Source organism: Mesorhizobium sp. ESP6-5, assembly GCF_020164695.1.
Classification (GTDB): Bacteria; Pseudomonadota; Alphaproteobacteria; order Rhizobiales; family Rhizobiaceae; genus Mesorhizobium; species Mesorhizobium australicum.
The window spans coordinates 1-15,345 of sequence record NZ_JAIUGR010000008.1; the positions used below are offsets into that span (position 1 = coordinate 1).

Here is a 15,345-nt window from a genome sequence, read left to right on the forward strand (position 1 = left end):
CCGGGGTCGTAGCCGACCACTGCCGCCAGGAAAAACACGACGAGGCAGGCGAGAACGACAAGGGCGGAAACGGGATCAAAGCGTAGATAGAGCGTGAAGCGTATCAGTTCGACCGCCGAACTGATACGGCCCTCGAGCGACAGCGCCTTCATGGACCGATCACCACTCCCCAGGGGCCGCGTCCCACCGGCACCGACTTCACCACCTCCTCATTCTCCAGATCGATGAACGAGATGTCGCCGGAATTGCCATTGGCGCTGACCAGGCGCTTCTGGTCATCGGACAACGCCAAGTGCCACGGCCGCTGGCCGACGAGATAGAGGCGGCGCACCGCCAGCGTCTTGGCATCCACTTCGGCCACCCGGTTGGCCGAACCGAGCGCGACATAGGCAGTGGCGCCGTCGCGTGCCATTTCGATGTCGACCGCCTGGACGCCCTCGCGGCGAATGCCGGGGACCTCGAACTCGACCTTGCCGGTCTCTACACGAGACGTGGTGTCGAAGACGGTCACCGTCCCGCGACCAACAGAAGCAGCAGGATCGAGAGCGCCAGTTTCATTGATGGAGAGGTTGGGCGAGAATAGGAGTTCATTGACGACCTGAGGATCGGCCACGTCGATCTTCGCCCGCGGGCCGTCAACTGGCGACGGAAGAACCGGCAATACCGATCCGTCCAATCCATCATAGGTGCAGTCGGCGAATTTGCTTCCAGCATGTTTGATTTTAGTTGCTCTCTGCCGAGGCTGGTCAGTGTTGATCACCGAACAGCGTGCAAAGCCTGTAATCTACTGCATTCTCTTTGCATTTCAAACACTTGGCAGGCGAGAATTGCCGCGATTTCACGGCTGTTCGATGCTGTTTGAATCGGTTTAGATTCATATGAATTTCAAAAATGCAATAGGCATATTGAATTATCCACAAATTGGAGTAGCTTTTTAGCTATTGCTAATAAAAGGAGGACGGCATGCACATCCGTGCGTGCCAAGGGAGGGGGGTCATCATCATGGCCTATTTATTGCCTGATAGCATCCGCCGGCTGCGGATGATCCACGCGCGCAGGACACGTCCGCGCGGGAACGCCTGACCGGGGCATGAGCGAAGGGCTTGGAACGCCCTCGACGCCCTACCCCCGATCCATTCCACCACTCCACTTTCTTTAACGAGGACGCGTAGCGCCGGCCGTACCGGCGGATGCGCGCCCATGCGGCCGGTTGCCGGCGTTGGGGCCGATTTGGGCCTGCCGCAATAACCAGGGAGAATTCCGATGGCACTCGACATCCTCGCCCAAGACATCATCATCGACGAGACGACCGGCCTTCAGCAGCCCAGTGAAATAGACCCGACCGGCAACAGCAATGGCACGTTGCTATATCTCCTCAGCCGCGACGGAGCGGGGGGGCTGGCCTCACCGCAGGTCGCCTTCCAGTCCAACTTCGTGGTGGCCTCGACGAGCGCGGGGGAAACCATCGACTCAGTCGTTCTTACGCAGAACGCCTCCGGAACCCCGTTTTCCACCACCGTCGGTGTGAACAGCGGCATTCAGACGGCCGACGGCAATTATGTCTGGCTATTCCAAGCCGTGGGGCACCCAAATGTAGTGATCGGCGTCATTGGGACCTCTAGTCTGGTCATCGCGCCAGACGCGAACGGCCCGCTCGCCTTCTCGTTCGGGCTGGATGGCACCGGCGCGAGTGCGGACCTCTACCTGGTTCAGTATGTGCCGTTGCTCCATCTGAACCCGGCCGACCCAGACGACCGCATCGATCTGACCGGCAAGGTGTTCGCATCGGTCTCGGGAACCACCGTCGTCAATTTCAGCCAACTTGGCGATGCCCCTCCCGGACACAACAAATGGTACATTCTCGACGCCGATGCGGCGAGCTCACAGAAGATTCTCGTCACTGCTCACGACAATGGCGTGCAAGCCGAAGTCAACATCAGCACGCAAGGCCTGGGTGTCTCATCCCAGGACGTGCGCTTTGGCCGCGAGCTACAGATTGACCTCATCAATGGTGGCACCCAGAGCGCGGGCAAGAACTTCACCAACTCGCCGCTCGCGCCAGACTACGGCAGCCACATCGAAACTGTCATCAGCGCCGGTTTTTCGGTCTCGCAGTCCACACCTACCAATACCAAGGCCGATATCGAGATCCACGCCTACAACAATAACGACAACGCGGAAGGCGCCGCGTTGCCCGGCGATGACAATGATGCAGAGATAAATATCTCCGCGGTGACCTTCAAACTGAACGGCGTCACAACCACGGCCGCAGCCCTGGGCATCACCATTAATGACAGCGGCCCTGGACTGATCCTTCATGATGTCGGCGAGGGCGTGACGGTCGATTTCACTGCAGACGCTACCTTTGACCGCTTCACCATCAAGAACATTGATACGCAGAAAGATTATTTCGATGTGAAGGAAGTTCACTTTGGTGGACAATCAACCAACGCCTACACCGAACAAGTCGGCTCCTTTATCAACTTCGACGACGACGGCCCGTCGGCCAGTTTGATCGAGGAAACGGCCACGCTGCTGCAGGACGAGACATCCGGTGTCGACCTCAACTCCGATGACCAGCCGCTCGGCTCCCTGCCCGCCGCCTTCGTGGCGCTTGGCTCGGCTATTGGCTGGGCGTCCAGCGCTTCCGCCGCTGTCACGCCTAACTCGAACTTCGGCGCGGACGCACCTGGCACAGAGACGCTGTCGCTTGGCGTCAGCGGGCCAAACGCTGACTCCGGCTTTGATTCGCTTGATGGCCATAATATCCTGCTTAATGTCGAGAATGGCCTCGTGATAGGCCGGGTTGATGTCGGCAATGACGGCAGCGTCGCCAGCGACCCGATCGCGCTCGCTATCTCGATCGACCAGAACGGCATTCTCAGCATCGCGCAGTACTTGGCGATTGCCCACTCGAATCCCGGCGACGCGGACGACGTGCAGACAATGCTCGACAGCGCGCTGGTCGCCAAGCTCCATGCCGTCGACAGCGACGGAGACAGCAGCGACACCAGCGTCGCCATCGGCGATAAGGTACAGATCAGGGATGACGGCCCGAGCGTCACGGGGGACGGCACCAAGCCGACGATCACGGTTGACGAGTCCAGCCTGGGCGACAACAGCGGCGATTTCTCTGCCGCCTTCCAGTCGAATGCCGGTGCAGATGGTGGTGACATCAGCTATGCGCTCGGAATAAATCTGGTCACGAACGACAGCGGCCTGATCGATACCTTAAGCGGCCAGTCCGTCCTGCTTTTCGTCGAAAGCGGCGCCGTGGTCGGTCGTGCCGGCTCAGCCGCTGGCGCCGTCGTGTTCACGGTTGGCGTGGATATTGACGGTAACGTCACACTCGATCAGGAGCGCGCCATCATTCATTCGCCGGACACCGGGCCGGATCAGCAAACAACATTGACGTCCGATGATCTCATCACGTTGACGGCAACCATCACGGATGGCGACGGCGATCAGGATTCTGACACCGTCAACATCGGCACGAGTCTCATCTTCAAGGACGATGCTCCGACGATCACCGTGCCGTTCGACGGCGACCAGACCGGCACTGCCGGCACCCCCGAGACTCTGGCCAATACGACCAGCGCATCAGCCATGGGAGCCTTCGGCTACGACGTTGGCGCGGATGCTCATCCGGCTGCCTTCTACACGGGTGGCGGTTCGGACTTTGTCGACCAGGACAGCGTGCTCTCCGGCATCCAGCTCAGCCTTGGTGGTAACCTCACCGGCCTTGCACCAGGCGCGACTCCGTTCATCAGCTCGTTCGCGACGCTCCAGTCGGAAGACGCCCATCAGGCATCGTTCAACTGGCAAATCACTTACGACAGCGACCCCAACTCGGCCGCCGACCCCCCGGCAACGGCGGGCGGCACCCTTGTCTTCGACAAAGATAATGACACCTACACCATCAACTTGAACGACGCGGTGGAGGGCTTCACCAAAGACATTCTTCACACCAGTGAGCTTCTATCCAAGGAGCCTACGGGCAATACCGGCCACCCGAATATCGTGGTGGAGAAGCTCTTCGAGGCGGACAGTACACCGGAGACGACCGACCGTGACTTCTTCGTGCAGTTCACGGCGAACTCGACCACCAACACCATTAAGTTCGGGCTTAACACGACCGGCGACAGTGACGGGGTCGGCGCGACACCTACCGACACCCAGTGGAACCCCGGCGACCTGGTCACAAACAGCCACGAGGATTGGGTGTCTGCCACACAGAGTACGAACGGGGTTGCTGGTGACACCATCCAGAAGGGCGAATTGCTGACGCTGCGGTTCTTCGACCACAGTCCCGGCATCGCCACCGAGGACACCGTTCCCACCCAGGCGGCCAGCGACATGGCGATCAAGTTCGACGGCATCGGCAGCAGCGAGGACCTGATGGTCATTCTTCAACTGGTCAGCAGCACCGACAGTTCGGTGCACACCTCCAAGGCGGTCTACATCTCCAACGCCGATATCTACAAGACTGGGCAGGTGCCTGCCGCCTACGCGGCGGACTTCCCGCTCGATAACAACGACGGCCTCGTGATCATCGAAAAGAACGACTACAACGCTGCCGGCGAGAACTGGGTGATCCAAGGTGCCCAGATCATGCAATCCGGCAACGGGATCACAGGCGACAACACTGCGATCGACCTGCAACGGGCGATTGGCTCTGGTGGTGGTAGCTCCCAGACCATACTGGTGAACTGGGACGCGACCGACAACGATGTGCTGAAGATCGTCGACCTCGGCTTCACCTCGACCCAGACCACGACACCGGACGCGCACCTCGACTTCGGCGTCCAAGTGGCGGACGCGGACGGCGACATGACCAACGTGCAGTTCATCCACGTCGACATCGCCTGACGGTCAACTACGGGGGCAGCAGCTGCTGCTGCCCCCACCCGCCACGCCCCAGCTGAGCGCCCGGGCACTCGCAGTAGCATCGAAACGGGGGAAATCCGTGATGCAGCCAAGACCGCAATTCCAGGAGGTAATGCATCTGGCACGCCACCAGGTCCCCGCCCTCCTCCTCTTCAGCCTGGTCTCCAATCTTCTCCTGCTCGCCAGCACCGTTTACATGCTGCAAATCTACGACCGGGTACTGTCGAGCGGTTCCATCGACACATTGTTCTGGCTCACATTGGCCGTTGTCGGCGCCATCGCCGTCTACGGCATGCTGGAACACGCCCGCCGTATGATGCTGGGGCATATCAGCCAATGGCTGGACGACCAGCTCAGCGTTCCGGTGATCGAACGCGCCATGGACGCGCGGCTCGCCGGCAGCAGCCTCGAAGCCGGCCTGAAGGACGTAGCCGACCTGCGCAGTTTCATCGCCGGCGACGGCATCCTGACCTTTCTCGACGCCCCATGGACACCGGTCTTCCTGGCGTTCATGTGGTTGCTGCATCCTGCGCTGGGCGTGGTCGGTCTTGCCGGCGCTGTGCTTTTGTTCTGTGCAGCGCTCGCCAATGATTTCCTCACCCGCCGCAAGAGCCAGGAGGCCGCGGCCGGACTGCGCCGCAGCCAGACCGCCGTAGGGCAGTTTATCGACGGCGCCGAGACATTGCGCTCGCTCGGCATGTCCGAGCCGGCGCTGCGGCGCTGGGAGGAAAACCAGCAGTCGCTGATGGATATCCAGACCCGGCTCCTGCGGCGCACCACCGTCATCGGCAGCTTGTCGCGTTCGCTTCGCCTAGCGCTCCAAGTGGCGGTGCTCGGGCTCGGCGCCTATCTCGTCCTGCGTCGCGAGCTGACGCCAGGCTCGATGATTGCGGCCTCGATCCTGCTCAGCCGCGCGTTGGCGCCGATCGAGCGCTCTATCGGCGCCTGGCGCGGCCTGGTCAGCGCGCGAACCGCGCGCCGCAATCTCATGAAGCTTTTCGCCGACACCAGATCGATGCAAACGGTTGGCGTCACATTGCCCCGCCCACAAGGCAGGCTGAAGCTCGAGAACCTGCATTACTGCGCGCCGGGAACGTCCCAGGCGCTTGTCAATGCCATAGGCTTCGGCGTTGAGCCGGGCCAGACCTGCGGTGTGATCGGCCAATCCGGTTCCGGCAAGACCACGCTCTGTCGTCTTATCGTCGGCGCGCTGCGGCCTTCGCTCGGCCATGTCAGGCTGGATGGCGCGGAGGTGTGCAACTGGCCTTCGGACGAACTTGGCATGCATCTCGGCTACCTGCCGCAGCAGGTCGAGCTGTTCCCCGGAACGATCGGCGAGAACATCGCGCGCCTGCGTGACGTCGACAGCGACGCGGTCATCGCCGCGGCGCAGCTTGCCGGCATCCATGATATGATCCTGCGGCTGCCGAACGGCTACCGGACCGAAGTGGGACCGCATGGCGCTCGCATTTCGCGCGGCCAGCGCCAGCGTATCGCGCTGGCCCGGGCACTGTTCGGCGATCCGCGGCTGATCGTTCTCGACGAACCGAACACCGGCCTGGACGGTGAAGGCGAAGTGGCGCTGTTCAACGTCCTCCAGCAACTGAAGGAGCGGGGCCGCACCGTCATTCTCGTCAGCCACCAGACCAATCTCCTGCGCACCGCCGATCATGTCGTCTTCCTCCATGACGGATCGGTTTCGATGTTCGGCACGCGCGACGAGGTGCTCGGCGCGCTCGGCGGACCGCCCAGGCGCATTCCTGTGCCGGCGGCCTTGCGGGAAAAGCTTGCTGCCAACGCGGCAGCGAAACTGAACGCAGCGGAGTGAGCCATGAGCGATCGATTTGGCGACTTCTCGACGACGCTGAACCGGCTGACGGACAGCTTGCACGAACTCACCGACAGGCTGACCGCCTCCGCCAACGACCTCAGCACAGCGATATCGGTTTGGTTGGATGGGACCGACACGCCGTCTCGCATAATGTTGCTGGCGGTGGCTGGCGCGCTCTTCCTGCTCTTGATTGCGGGATTGCTCCGGCGACGCTCGCGCGCCTACCGTGCCAGCAGGCGCAATCTGAAGCTGCGGACGCGGCCGGCGCGAATGCTGGGCTACGCTTCGGCCATCCTTTTCGTAGGCGGCACCGCTGCTTGGTCAAGCGTCGCCCTGCTGGCGAGCGCTGTCGTTGCCAACGGCGTCGTCAGCCCCGAAGGTTATCGTAAGACCATCCAGCATCTGGAGGGCGGCATCATCGGCGCGATCCACGTTAAGGAGGGCGATAAAGTCAGCGTCGGCCAAGTGCTTATCAGCCTGAAGACGACCGATGCGCAAGGGCGATATGACGAGCTGGAGGGGCGCTATGTTCGCCTGCTGGCGACCGAGGCGCGACTTGTTTCGGAACTTGCCGGTCGGGACCGGACCACCTTCCCCAAGGAGCTGACCTCTATCGACAGCGAGAGCGCGCGAAAGGTGGTCGCCGAAGAACAGGCGCTGCTCGACAGCCGCCTCGCAACCCGCGAAGGCCGCACACAGATCCTCAACAAGCGCATCGCGCAGATCGAAGAGCAAAGCACGGGAGCGAGGGATGTCATGGCGGCCGAGGCCGAGCAACTCGGCCTGATCGACCAGGAGATCGCCTCCGCGCAGGAGATGTACAGGAAGGGCCTCGAACGCCTGCCGCGGATATTGGCGCTTCAGCGCTCCCAGGCCGACATTCGAGCCAACCAGGCATCGAACCGGGCGCAGATAGCGAAGAACGATCAGCAGATCGGCGAGACCCAGTTCCAACTCCTCAACCTGCGTCAGCAGGATAGCGAGAGCGCCAACGAGGATCTTGCCAAAGCGCGCACGGATCTCGCCGAATTGCGCAGCCAATTGCCTTCGCGCCAGGACGTGCTGGCGAGGACGGACATCGTCGCGCCAATCGCCGGAACGGTGATGAACCTGCGCGTAACAACGGAATCGGGCGTGATCTCCAGCGGTCAGGCGCTTCTCGACATCGTCCCGAACGAGGCCAATCTGATCATCGATTCCCGCATCAAGCCCACGGATATCGACGTGGTGCATCCGGACATGCCGGCCCGTGTGGTGCTGTCGGCCTTTCCAACCAGACACCTGCCGCAAATCCATGGCCTGCTGACCTCGATTTCGGCTGACCGGCTGACGGACGAGAGAACCGGAGAGCCTTATTTCCTTGCCAAGGTCAAGATCGACGCGGCCGATCTCAGGGGTCTGCATGACATCCATCTATCGCCCGGCATGCCGGCGGAAGTCATGATCCTGACCGGCGAGCACACGCTGCTGGACTATATGTTGGCGCCGGTTCGCGATTCGCTCAATCGTGGGTTCAGGGAGAATTGAGAAGCGATACCCACCGACCTGCCCCAGGGTCAAGCATAACCTCCATCGCGCCCGTAAGGGGCGCGATCCACCAAAGGCAAAGGGGCGTGGCGGCTATCGCCGCAGCGCGTGTATGCTCGCCATGCTGTCGCTGCCCATCGGCAGTGCCATGTCATCGTCGAGAAGCCGCGTGATCCGGGCAAATCCGGTGAACGCCTTTCTGGCTTCCTCCGCCGACATCTGTCCCGACAGGGCAGCCGAGCAGCAATTCAGCGCGCACTGATAAACTGGCCCACGTCGTCCCGTCGGCCATTTACGCAAGAAAACCATCGCCTCGGCAACACTATCCACTTCTTCTACAGGATGCCCCTGCCCGCGCGATATCCGCACGGGCGCAAAGAAATGCAGGTAGTCCATTGTTTCCTCCCGGTCGATCGAGATGCGCTCGATCGAACCTTATGAAACGCCCCGCCTGGCGATTTGTTCCATATGGAAACAGAATTTTTAAAAAATTCTGGCGATCGGAATGAGGTCGGCTATACCGTCGGGAAGTGGCAAGCCGCTTTGCGGCCGGATTGGTGCTCTCTCAGCTCCGGCCGTTCCGAACGGCAGCGCTCAACCGCGATTGGGCATCGGGGATGGAAACGGCAACCGGATGGCGGATTGAGCGGGCTCGGTACGTCGCCTGTAAGGATGATACGCTTGCGCGTGCCACTGGGCGTCGCCTGCACGACGGGAACGGCCGAGATCAACGCCTGGCTGTAAGGGTGGGCCGGGGCTGAAAATACCTCTTCCGCCGGTCCTTCCTCGACGATGGAGCCGAGATACATGACCGCGATGCGGGTCGAGACCTGACGCACCACGGACAGGTCGTGGGCGATAAAGACATAGGTGAGGTCCAACTTCTCCTGCAGATCGGTAAGCAGGTTGACGATCTGCGCCTGTACGGACACGTCGAGCGCGGAGACCGGTTCGTCGAGAACGACGAGATCGGGATTCAGGGCGATGGCGCGCGCAATGCCGACACGCTGGCGCTGCCCGCCCGAGAATTCATGGGGAAAGCGCATGACATGGTCCGGCAACAGTCCCACGAGGTCGAACAGTTCCGCGACGCGGCTGGCGATCTCGCGCGATGAAAGCCTGCCATGGATGCGCAGCGGTTCGGCCACCAGGTCGCCGACGCGCCGGCGCGGATTGAGTGAGGCCGACGGGTCCTGGAAGACCATTTGCAGGCGCCGCCGCAGCGGCCTCAGTTCAGACAGCGATTTCGAGGTGATGTCGTCGCCTTCGAACAGGAGCTTGCCGTCCGAAATGTCGTAGAGCCTGACCAGGCATCGCGCCAGCGTGGACTTGCCGCATCCGGACTCGCCGACCAATCCAACAGTTTCGCCGCGCCGCACTGTCAGGGAGACATTGTCGACCGCGTGGACGGTTCGCCTGCCCTCCGCGGAAAAACGGCTGCCGATCGAGAAGCGTTTACCGAGCCCGCGCGTTTCGAGGATTGGACGGTCTTTGTCGATCATCGGTCCGCTCATGTCTGCGCCACCCGGAAACAGGCCGCCGCGTGCGTGGCGGCGCCAAGCTCGGGCTTCCTGGTTAGGCAGGGCTCGTACCCGACGGGGCAACGCGGGCCGAAGGCGCAGCCTTGCGGCAATCGCAGCAGCGATGGCGGAGACCCGGGAATGGCCGGCAGGCGGCGGGGTTTGGCACCGGTCAGCGGCGGGATCGAACCAAGCAATGCACGCGTATAGGGGTGTCGCGGGTCGGAGAACAGCTCCGTGCGGCTGCCGCGTTCCACAATGCGGCCCGCATACATGACCATGACCCGGTCGGCGAGTTCGGAGACCACGCCCATGTCATGGGTGATGAAGACCACCGCCGATTTGTGCGTGGCGCGCAGCTTGCGCACCAGATCGAGAATGCCTGCCTGCACCGTGACGTCGAGCGCCGTGGTCGGCTCATCCGCCACCAGCAGCGCCGGGTTGCAGGACAGCGCCATCGCGATCACCGCCCGTTGGCGCATGCCGCCGGAGAGCTGGTGCGGATAGCGCGACATTGCTTCGCGCGGATTGGGGAAATTCACCTCCGCCAGCAGTTCCTCCACGCGCTCCATGGCTTTGGTTTTGCTGACGTTGCGATGCGCGCGGATCTGTTCGGCGATCTGCCAGCCGATGGTGTAGACCGGCGTCAGCGCCGTCATCGGATCCTGGAAGATCATTGCGATCTCGTTGCCCCGCAGGTGCCTCAGTTCGCGCGGCGGCAGTCCGACCAACTCGCGACCCTTGTAGCGGATCGAGCCTTCGATGATGGCGTTGGGATCGGTGATAAGCCCCATCACCGCAAGCAGCGACACGGTCTTGCCGGAGCCGGACTCGCCAACGACACCGAGAATTTCGCTTTCCGCGAGGTCGAAGGAAACGCCATCGATGGCCCTCACCAGGCCATCATCGGTCCGGAAGGATACACGGAGATCACGCACCGACAATATCATGATGTCCTCAGGCGCGGATCGAGAAGGATGTAGACGAAATCGACGACCGCGTTGGCGACCACCACGAACATGGAAGCGTACATCACCGTCGCCATGATCATTGGCAAATCGAGGTTCTGCAGCGCGTCATAGGTGAGCTTGCCGATGCCGTGCAGCCCGAACACCACTTCGGTCAGGAGGGCCGAGCCGCCCACCAGTGCGCCGAAGTCGAGACCGAACAAGGTGACGAAGGCGATGAGCGACGTGCGCAAGGCATGGCGCAGCAGGATGCGGGTCTCCGAAAGGCCCTTGGCGCGGGCCGTGCGGATATAGTCTTCCTGCAGGGATTCGATGATCGCCGCGCGCAAGACCCGCCCGTAAATGCCGATGTAGAGGATGGCGAGCGTGATCCAAGGTATGACCAGCGTCAGGAACCAGCCTTTCGGGTCGTCGGAAAAATTCTTGTAGCCAAGCGGCGGCACCCAGGAAAACGCCCAGCTGTCGTGATAGCGGCTCTGGGTGACCAGGTTCATCACCTCGCCCAGCCAGTAGACCGGCATGGAAATGCCGAGCAAGCCCAACGCCATCAGCAGCCTGTCCAGCCAACTGTCGCGTGTGGCGGCGGCGATGATGCCGATGCCGATGGAGACAACCACCCACAGGATCGCCGCCCCGAACACCAGCGAGAGCGTGACGGGTATGGAATCCAGCACCGCCGGCACCACCTTCCAGCCGCGATTGACGAAAGAAGTCAGATCGCCCGTGACGAAGATCTTCTCCATCATCGTCACGTACTGCACGTAGAGCGGCCGGTCGAAGCCGAAGCTGTGGCGTACCGCCTCGAGCACTTCGGGCGATGCATTGCGGCCGGCGATGCGGGCCGCGGGGTCGGCGCCGGGCGTGGCGAAGAAAATCAGGAAGACGATGACCGAGATGCCGAACATCACAAACAGCATCTGACCGAAACGGCGCAGGATGGCGTAGATCATCAGTCGCGCCCCAGCCGAACCTTCGAGCGCGGGTCGAGCGCGTCGCGCAGGCCGTCGCCGAAGACATTGAGGGTCATGACGGAAATCGCGATCGCCAGGCCCGGCACCAGCGCCACGAGTGGCCTGGTGTAAAGCAGCGCCTGCCCGTCCTGGATGATCGTTCCCCAGCTCGCCGCGGGCGGCTGCACGCCAATCGAGAGGAAAGAGAGCGCCGATTCGGTAAGCATGTTCAGCGCCATCATCAGTGGTATGAACACGATGAGGGTGGTGGTGATGTTGGGCAGGATGTCGCGCCATAATATCCGCCATCCCGGTACGCCCAGATTGATCGCGGCCAGAACGAACTCGCTGTGCCGCAGCGACAGAACCTGCCCCCGGATCGGACGCGCCACATAGGGTATATAGACGATACCGATGATGATGACCGGCAACCACAGGCTGCCGGACTCGATCTCGATCGGTCCGATCGAGATGCCTTGCGAAATTGTGACGATGGAAAGCGAAATCGCCAGGAGATAGATCGGAAATGCCCAGAGCACATCCAGCAAGCGCGACAGAACCGTGTCGGTAACGCCGCCGAAATACCCCGCGATCAATCCCGCCGCCGTGCCGAGGACCAGCGTGAAGATGGTCGCGGCCCCGGAGATCAGCAGCGAGCTCAGCCCGCCATAGAGCATCCGGGCCATGACATCGCGCCCCTGGCTGTCGGCACCGAGGAAATAGTTGCCGACCCGCCAGGTCGGGCCGAGCGGCGTGTAGCCAAGCCCGAGCCCCTCTGTCGATTGTTCCATCACCGGAACGTCGGCACCGTCGATCTGAATGACGGCGTCGAGCGTCGAGGCGAAGGGGTCTGTTCCTGCCCATTTCGCGTAGAGAGGCGCACTGAGGCAGGCAAGGACGATGACGAGGAACACGGCCAGGGACGCCATGGCGGCCCTGTTTCTTGCCAGCTTCGCAAACGCGACGGCCCAGGGCCCTCGCGTTTTGCGCGGCACGGCAGCGACTTGGTACGACACGGACGTGCCCTCCGCGGTTCGTTACTGCACCCAGGCCACTACTGTACCCAGGCCATTACTGTACCCACGACTGGGTGATCATCCAGTTGAACTGCCGGTTGAACTTGAAATTGCCCACGCGCTTGCTGACGAAGTCAAGCCGCTTCGGCGTGAAGAGGCCGACGGCCGGTGCCTTGTCCGTGACTTGCCTGTCGATTTCGGCCCACATTTTGTCGGCGGCTTTCTGGTCGGTCACACCGAGGTCCAATGCCTTCTGCATCTTGGCGTCGATATCCTTGTCGCAGAAGCCGGCGATGTTGATCGAAGCGTCCGAGCCTTCACGGAAAGATGCGCAGCTGAACAGGATGTTCAGGAAGTCCGAAGCCGCGGGATAGTCCTTGTACCATTGGGTGACGGACATCTGCACTTTGTTGTTGGTGTTCTGGATGTAGGTGAACTGGATGTTCGACGAGATCGGCTTGACGTCGGCGACATAGCCGATGGTGGTCAGCACGCTCTGCAGATAGACGCCGATGGAGCGGGAAATGGCCGTGTCCTCGACGATGATGGTCACCTTCTGGCCCTTGGTGCCCGATTCCTCGACGAGCTGCTTTGCCTTGTCGAGGTCTGGCGCCGACCACTTGGCGCCGGGGTTCTTGGTGAAGGGGCAGTAGTCTTCGTGGCCGGGGAAATCCGGAGGCAGGACCTGACACACCGGCGAGGCCAGCACCTTGCCGCCAAACAGCTTGACCAGCGTGTTGCGGTCGACCGCGTAGGCAACGGCCTGGCGCGCCTTTTCATTGTCGAACGGCGCCAGCCGGTTGTTGAGCGGCGCATACCACCAGGCCGAGAGCGGCGAGATATGCAACTGGTCCATGGCCTTGGTACCGAGTTCGCCGAGACGATCGCTGGGCAGCGCGTCGAACATCCAGTCGGCTTCCCCGTTCTGGATCGCGGTGACGGCAGCTTCCTCGGAGAGGCCGAAATCATACTGGACGACATCAGGATAGCCGTCCGGCTGGGCGTCCTCGCTCCATTGCTTGAAATTGGGGTTGCGGGTCACCGTCATGCCCTTGTTGGGATCGAAGGCGGAGATCATGTAGGCGCCGGTGCTGGGGATGGGCTTGGAGCCCATGTCTTCTGCGGGCGTGTCCGCCGGCAGGACCACGGCATGCGGCAACGCAAGCTTGTAGAGGATCTCGGCGTCCGGCTTGGTGAGGTTCAACGTAATGGTGCCTGCCGCTTCGTCGCCGACAATGCCGCCTTCCAGCGTGCAGCTCTTGGTTTCGGCAAGGCATTTGTCGGCGCCGACGATGCCGGCATAGAAGGTGCCCGAGGTCGGCCCCGAGACCTTAAAGATGCGCTGGAAGGAAGCAACGACGTCCTTCACGCCGAGATCCTTGCCGTCGGAGAACTTGATGCCCTTGCGCAGTTTGAAGGTGAAGGTCTTGCCGTCATTGGTCACCTCGGGCAGCGCCTCGGCCAGATCGGGGACGATGGTGAAGCCGTCCATGCCCTCGGCCTTGCGGAAGGCGACCAGCCCGTCATAGATCGGCTGATACATCTGCCAGCCCTGGTCGGTGTAATTGATGTGCGGATCGAGCGTTCCGGCGGCCGAGCGGGCCAGCAGGCGAATAGTGCCGCCGCGATGTTCCTTGAGGTATTCGGCCTGTGCCGGAGCCAGCCACGAGCCGGCCAGCAATGCCGCGGCTGAGGCCGCCAAGAGCAGTTTCTTCATGTCGCAGTTCCCCTTTTTTCAGTTGTCGTTGTCGTCCAGGAAGTCTCCCACCACCCGCATGCATAGATCCTGCTCTTCGACATGCGGCATATGGCTGGAATGCTCGAATACCTGCCAGCGCGATCCCTCGATGCCGTCCTTGAACGGCTGCACGGTCGCGGGCGTGGCTTCGTCGTAACGGCCGGAAATGATCAGCGTCGGAACATCGACGGCGGGCAGCCGATCGATGATGCTCCAGTTCTTCAGCGTACCGATGACATGGAACTCGTTCGGCCCGTTCATAACGTTGTAAACCGTCGGATTGCGCACGACCTGGGCGAAGGTCTCGGTCACTTCGGCCGGGAACGGAACGATCCGGCAGACATGCCGCTCGTAGAACACCATCGTTGCTTCCTGGTAGTCCGGATGATCCGTCGTGCCAGCCTGTTCGTGCCGGGTCAGCGTCTCCTGTACGTCCATAGGCAGGTCGGCGCGCAGCCGGTTGGCCTCTTCTACCCAGAGCTTCATGGACGCCGGCGAGTTTGCGATAGTCAGCGACTTCAAGCCCTTCGGCCGCGTCACCCCATACTCGGCGCCCAACATGCCGCCCCAGCTCTGTCCGAGCACGTGGAAGCCGCCGCGGATGCCGAGATGGTCGACAAGGTTTTCAAGCTCGTCGATGAACAGCCTGGGTGTCCAGAAATCGGCGCCTTTGTCCGGCAGCAAGGTGGAGTTGCCGCAGCCCAGTTGGTCGTAGTGGATGACGGCGCGGCCTCTTCGGGCAAGAAGCTTGTAGGCATCGACGTAATTGTGGGCGGCGCCCGGCCCGCCATGCAAAATGACGATCGGAGCCTTGTCAGCATCGAGGTTACCGCTGACGCGATACCAGGTTTCGTAGTCGCCGAAATCGGCCCGCCCTTCCCTGGTGACGATCTCCGATGACATCCCGA

General features: G+C 62.0%; 11 protein-coding genes. 3 read left to right on the forward strand and 8 right to left on the reverse strand.

Going from position 1 to position 15,345, the window contains the following annotated elements; translation table 11 throughout:
* Positions 1 to 148 precede the first annotated feature (148 nt).
* Positions 149 to 613 (reverse strand): hypothetical protein, encoded by a 465-nt coding sequence (locus tag LB524_RS28985; RefSeq protein ID WP_224527581.1) that lies wholly within the window; start codon positions 611 to 613, stop codon positions 149 to 151.
* Between the two features lie 650 nt (positions 614 to 1,263).
* Between LB524_RS28985 and LB524_RS14555 the strand changes: the two genes are divergently transcribed.
* The 3 genes from LB524_RS14555 to LB524_RS14565 all read left to right on the forward strand — a co-directional run bounded on the left by LB524_RS14555 (position 1,264) and on the right by LB524_RS14565 (position 8,245).
* Positions 1,264 to 4,869, forward strand: a complete 3,606-nt coding sequence (locus LB524_RS14555) for a DUF5801 repeats-in-toxin domain-containing protein (protein WP_224527584.1) — start codon at positions 1,264 to 1,266, stop codon at positions 4,867 to 4,869.
* 130 nt (positions 4,870 to 4,999) lie between these two features.
* Positions 5,000 to 6,715 carry a type I secretion system permease/ATPase gene (locus LB524_RS14560; protein WP_224527587.1) on the forward strand — a complete coding sequence of 572 codons (1,716 nt, stop codon included), beginning with the start codon at positions 5,000 to 5,002 and terminating at the stop codon, positions 6,713 to 6,715.
* 3 nt (positions 6,716 to 6,718) lie between these two features.
* Positions 6,719 to 8,245, forward strand: a complete 1,527-nt coding sequence (locus LB524_RS14565) for an HlyD family type I secretion periplasmic adaptor subunit (RefSeq protein ID WP_224527590.1) — start codon at positions 6,719 to 6,721, stop codon at positions 8,243 to 8,245.
* A 93-nt stretch (positions 8,246 to 8,338) separates the two neighbouring features.
* On the opposite strand, the gene LB524_RS14570 is transcribed toward LB524_RS14565, so the two are convergent.
* The 7 genes from LB524_RS14570 to LB524_RS14600 form a co-directional block, all read right to left on the reverse strand.
* Entirely contained in the window at positions 8,339 to 8,641 is a 303-nt protein-coding gene (locus LB524_RS14570; RefSeq protein ID WP_015317826.1) for a DUF982 domain-containing protein, read from the reverse strand.
* 119 nt (positions 8,642 to 8,760) lie between these two features.
* Positions 8,761 to 9,747, reverse strand: a complete 987-nt coding sequence (locus LB524_RS14575; protein WP_224527593.1) for an ABC transporter ATP-binding protein — start codon at positions 9,745 to 9,747, stop codon at positions 8,761 to 8,763.
* An 8-nt stretch (positions 9,748 to 9,755) separates the two neighbouring features.
* The gene (locus LB524_RS14580) at positions 9,756 to 10,715 is read right to left on the reverse strand and encodes an ABC transporter ATP-binding protein (RefSeq protein WP_224527596.1); all 960 of its coding nucleotides are present in this window, start codon (positions 10,713 to 10,715) and stop codon (positions 9,756 to 9,758) included.
* Entirely contained in the window at positions 10,712 to 11,683 is a 972-nt protein-coding gene (locus LB524_RS14585; RefSeq protein ID WP_224527616.1) for an ABC transporter permease, read from the reverse strand. The genes LB524_RS14580 and LB524_RS14585 overlap by 4 nt, the downstream gene beginning before the upstream one ends.
* Positions 11,683 to 12,699, reverse strand: coding sequence for an ABC transporter permease (locus LB524_RS14590; protein ID WP_015317822.1), 1,017 nt, complete (start codon positions 12,697 to 12,699; stop codon positions 11,683 to 11,685). The genes LB524_RS14585 and LB524_RS14590 overlap by 1 nt, the downstream gene beginning before the upstream one ends.
* Before the next feature lie 55 nt (positions 12,700 to 12,754).
* The gene (locus tag LB524_RS14595; protein WP_224527619.1) at positions 12,755 to 14,416 is read right to left on the reverse strand and encodes an ABC transporter substrate-binding protein; all 1,662 of its coding nucleotides are present in this window, start codon (positions 14,414 to 14,416) and stop codon (positions 12,755 to 12,757) included.
* 18 nt (positions 14,417 to 14,434) lie between these two features.
* The gene (locus LB524_RS14600; RefSeq protein ID WP_224527621.1) at positions 14,435 to 15,340 is read right to left on the reverse strand and encodes a proline iminopeptidase-family hydrolase; all 906 of its coding nucleotides are present in this window, start codon (positions 15,338 to 15,340) and stop codon (positions 14,435 to 14,437) included.
* Positions 15,341 to 15,345 lie beyond the last annotated feature (5 nt).

Coding starts and splice junctions, on each gene's coding strand:
- LB524_RS14580 (WP_224527596.1), bottom strand. CDS start 10,715: ATGATATTGTCGGTGCGTGATCTCCGTGTATCCTTCCGGACCGATGAT.
- LB524_RS14600 (WP_224527621.1), bottom strand. CDS start 15,340: ATGTCATCGGAGATCGTCACCAGGGAAGGGCGGGCCGATTTCGGCGAC.
- LB524_RS14570 (WP_015317826.1), bottom strand. CDS start 8,641: ATGGACTACCTGCATTTCTTTGCGCCCGTGCGGATATCGCGCGGGCAG.
- LB524_RS14575 (WP_224527593.1), bottom strand. CDS start 9,747: ATGATCGACAAAGACCGTCCAATCCTCGAAACGCGCGGGCTCGGTAAA.
- LB524_RS14555 (WP_224527584.1), top strand. CDS start 1,264: ATGGCACTCGACATCCTCGCCCAAGACATCATCATCGACGAGACGACC.
- LB524_RS14560 (WP_224527587.1), top strand. CDS start 5,000: ATGCATCTGGCACGCCACCAGGTCCCCGCCCTCCTCCTCTTCAGCCTG.
- LB524_RS14585 (WP_224527616.1), bottom strand. CDS start 11,683: ATGATCTACGCCATCCTGCGCCGTTTCGGTCAGATGCTGTTTGTGATG.
- LB524_RS14565 (WP_224527590.1), top strand. CDS start 6,719: ATGAGCGATCGATTTGGCGACTTCTCGACGACGCTGAACCGGCTGACG.
- LB524_RS14595 (WP_224527619.1), bottom strand. CDS start 14,416: ATGAAGAAACTGCTCTTGGCGGCCTCAGCCGCGGCATTGCTGGCCGGC.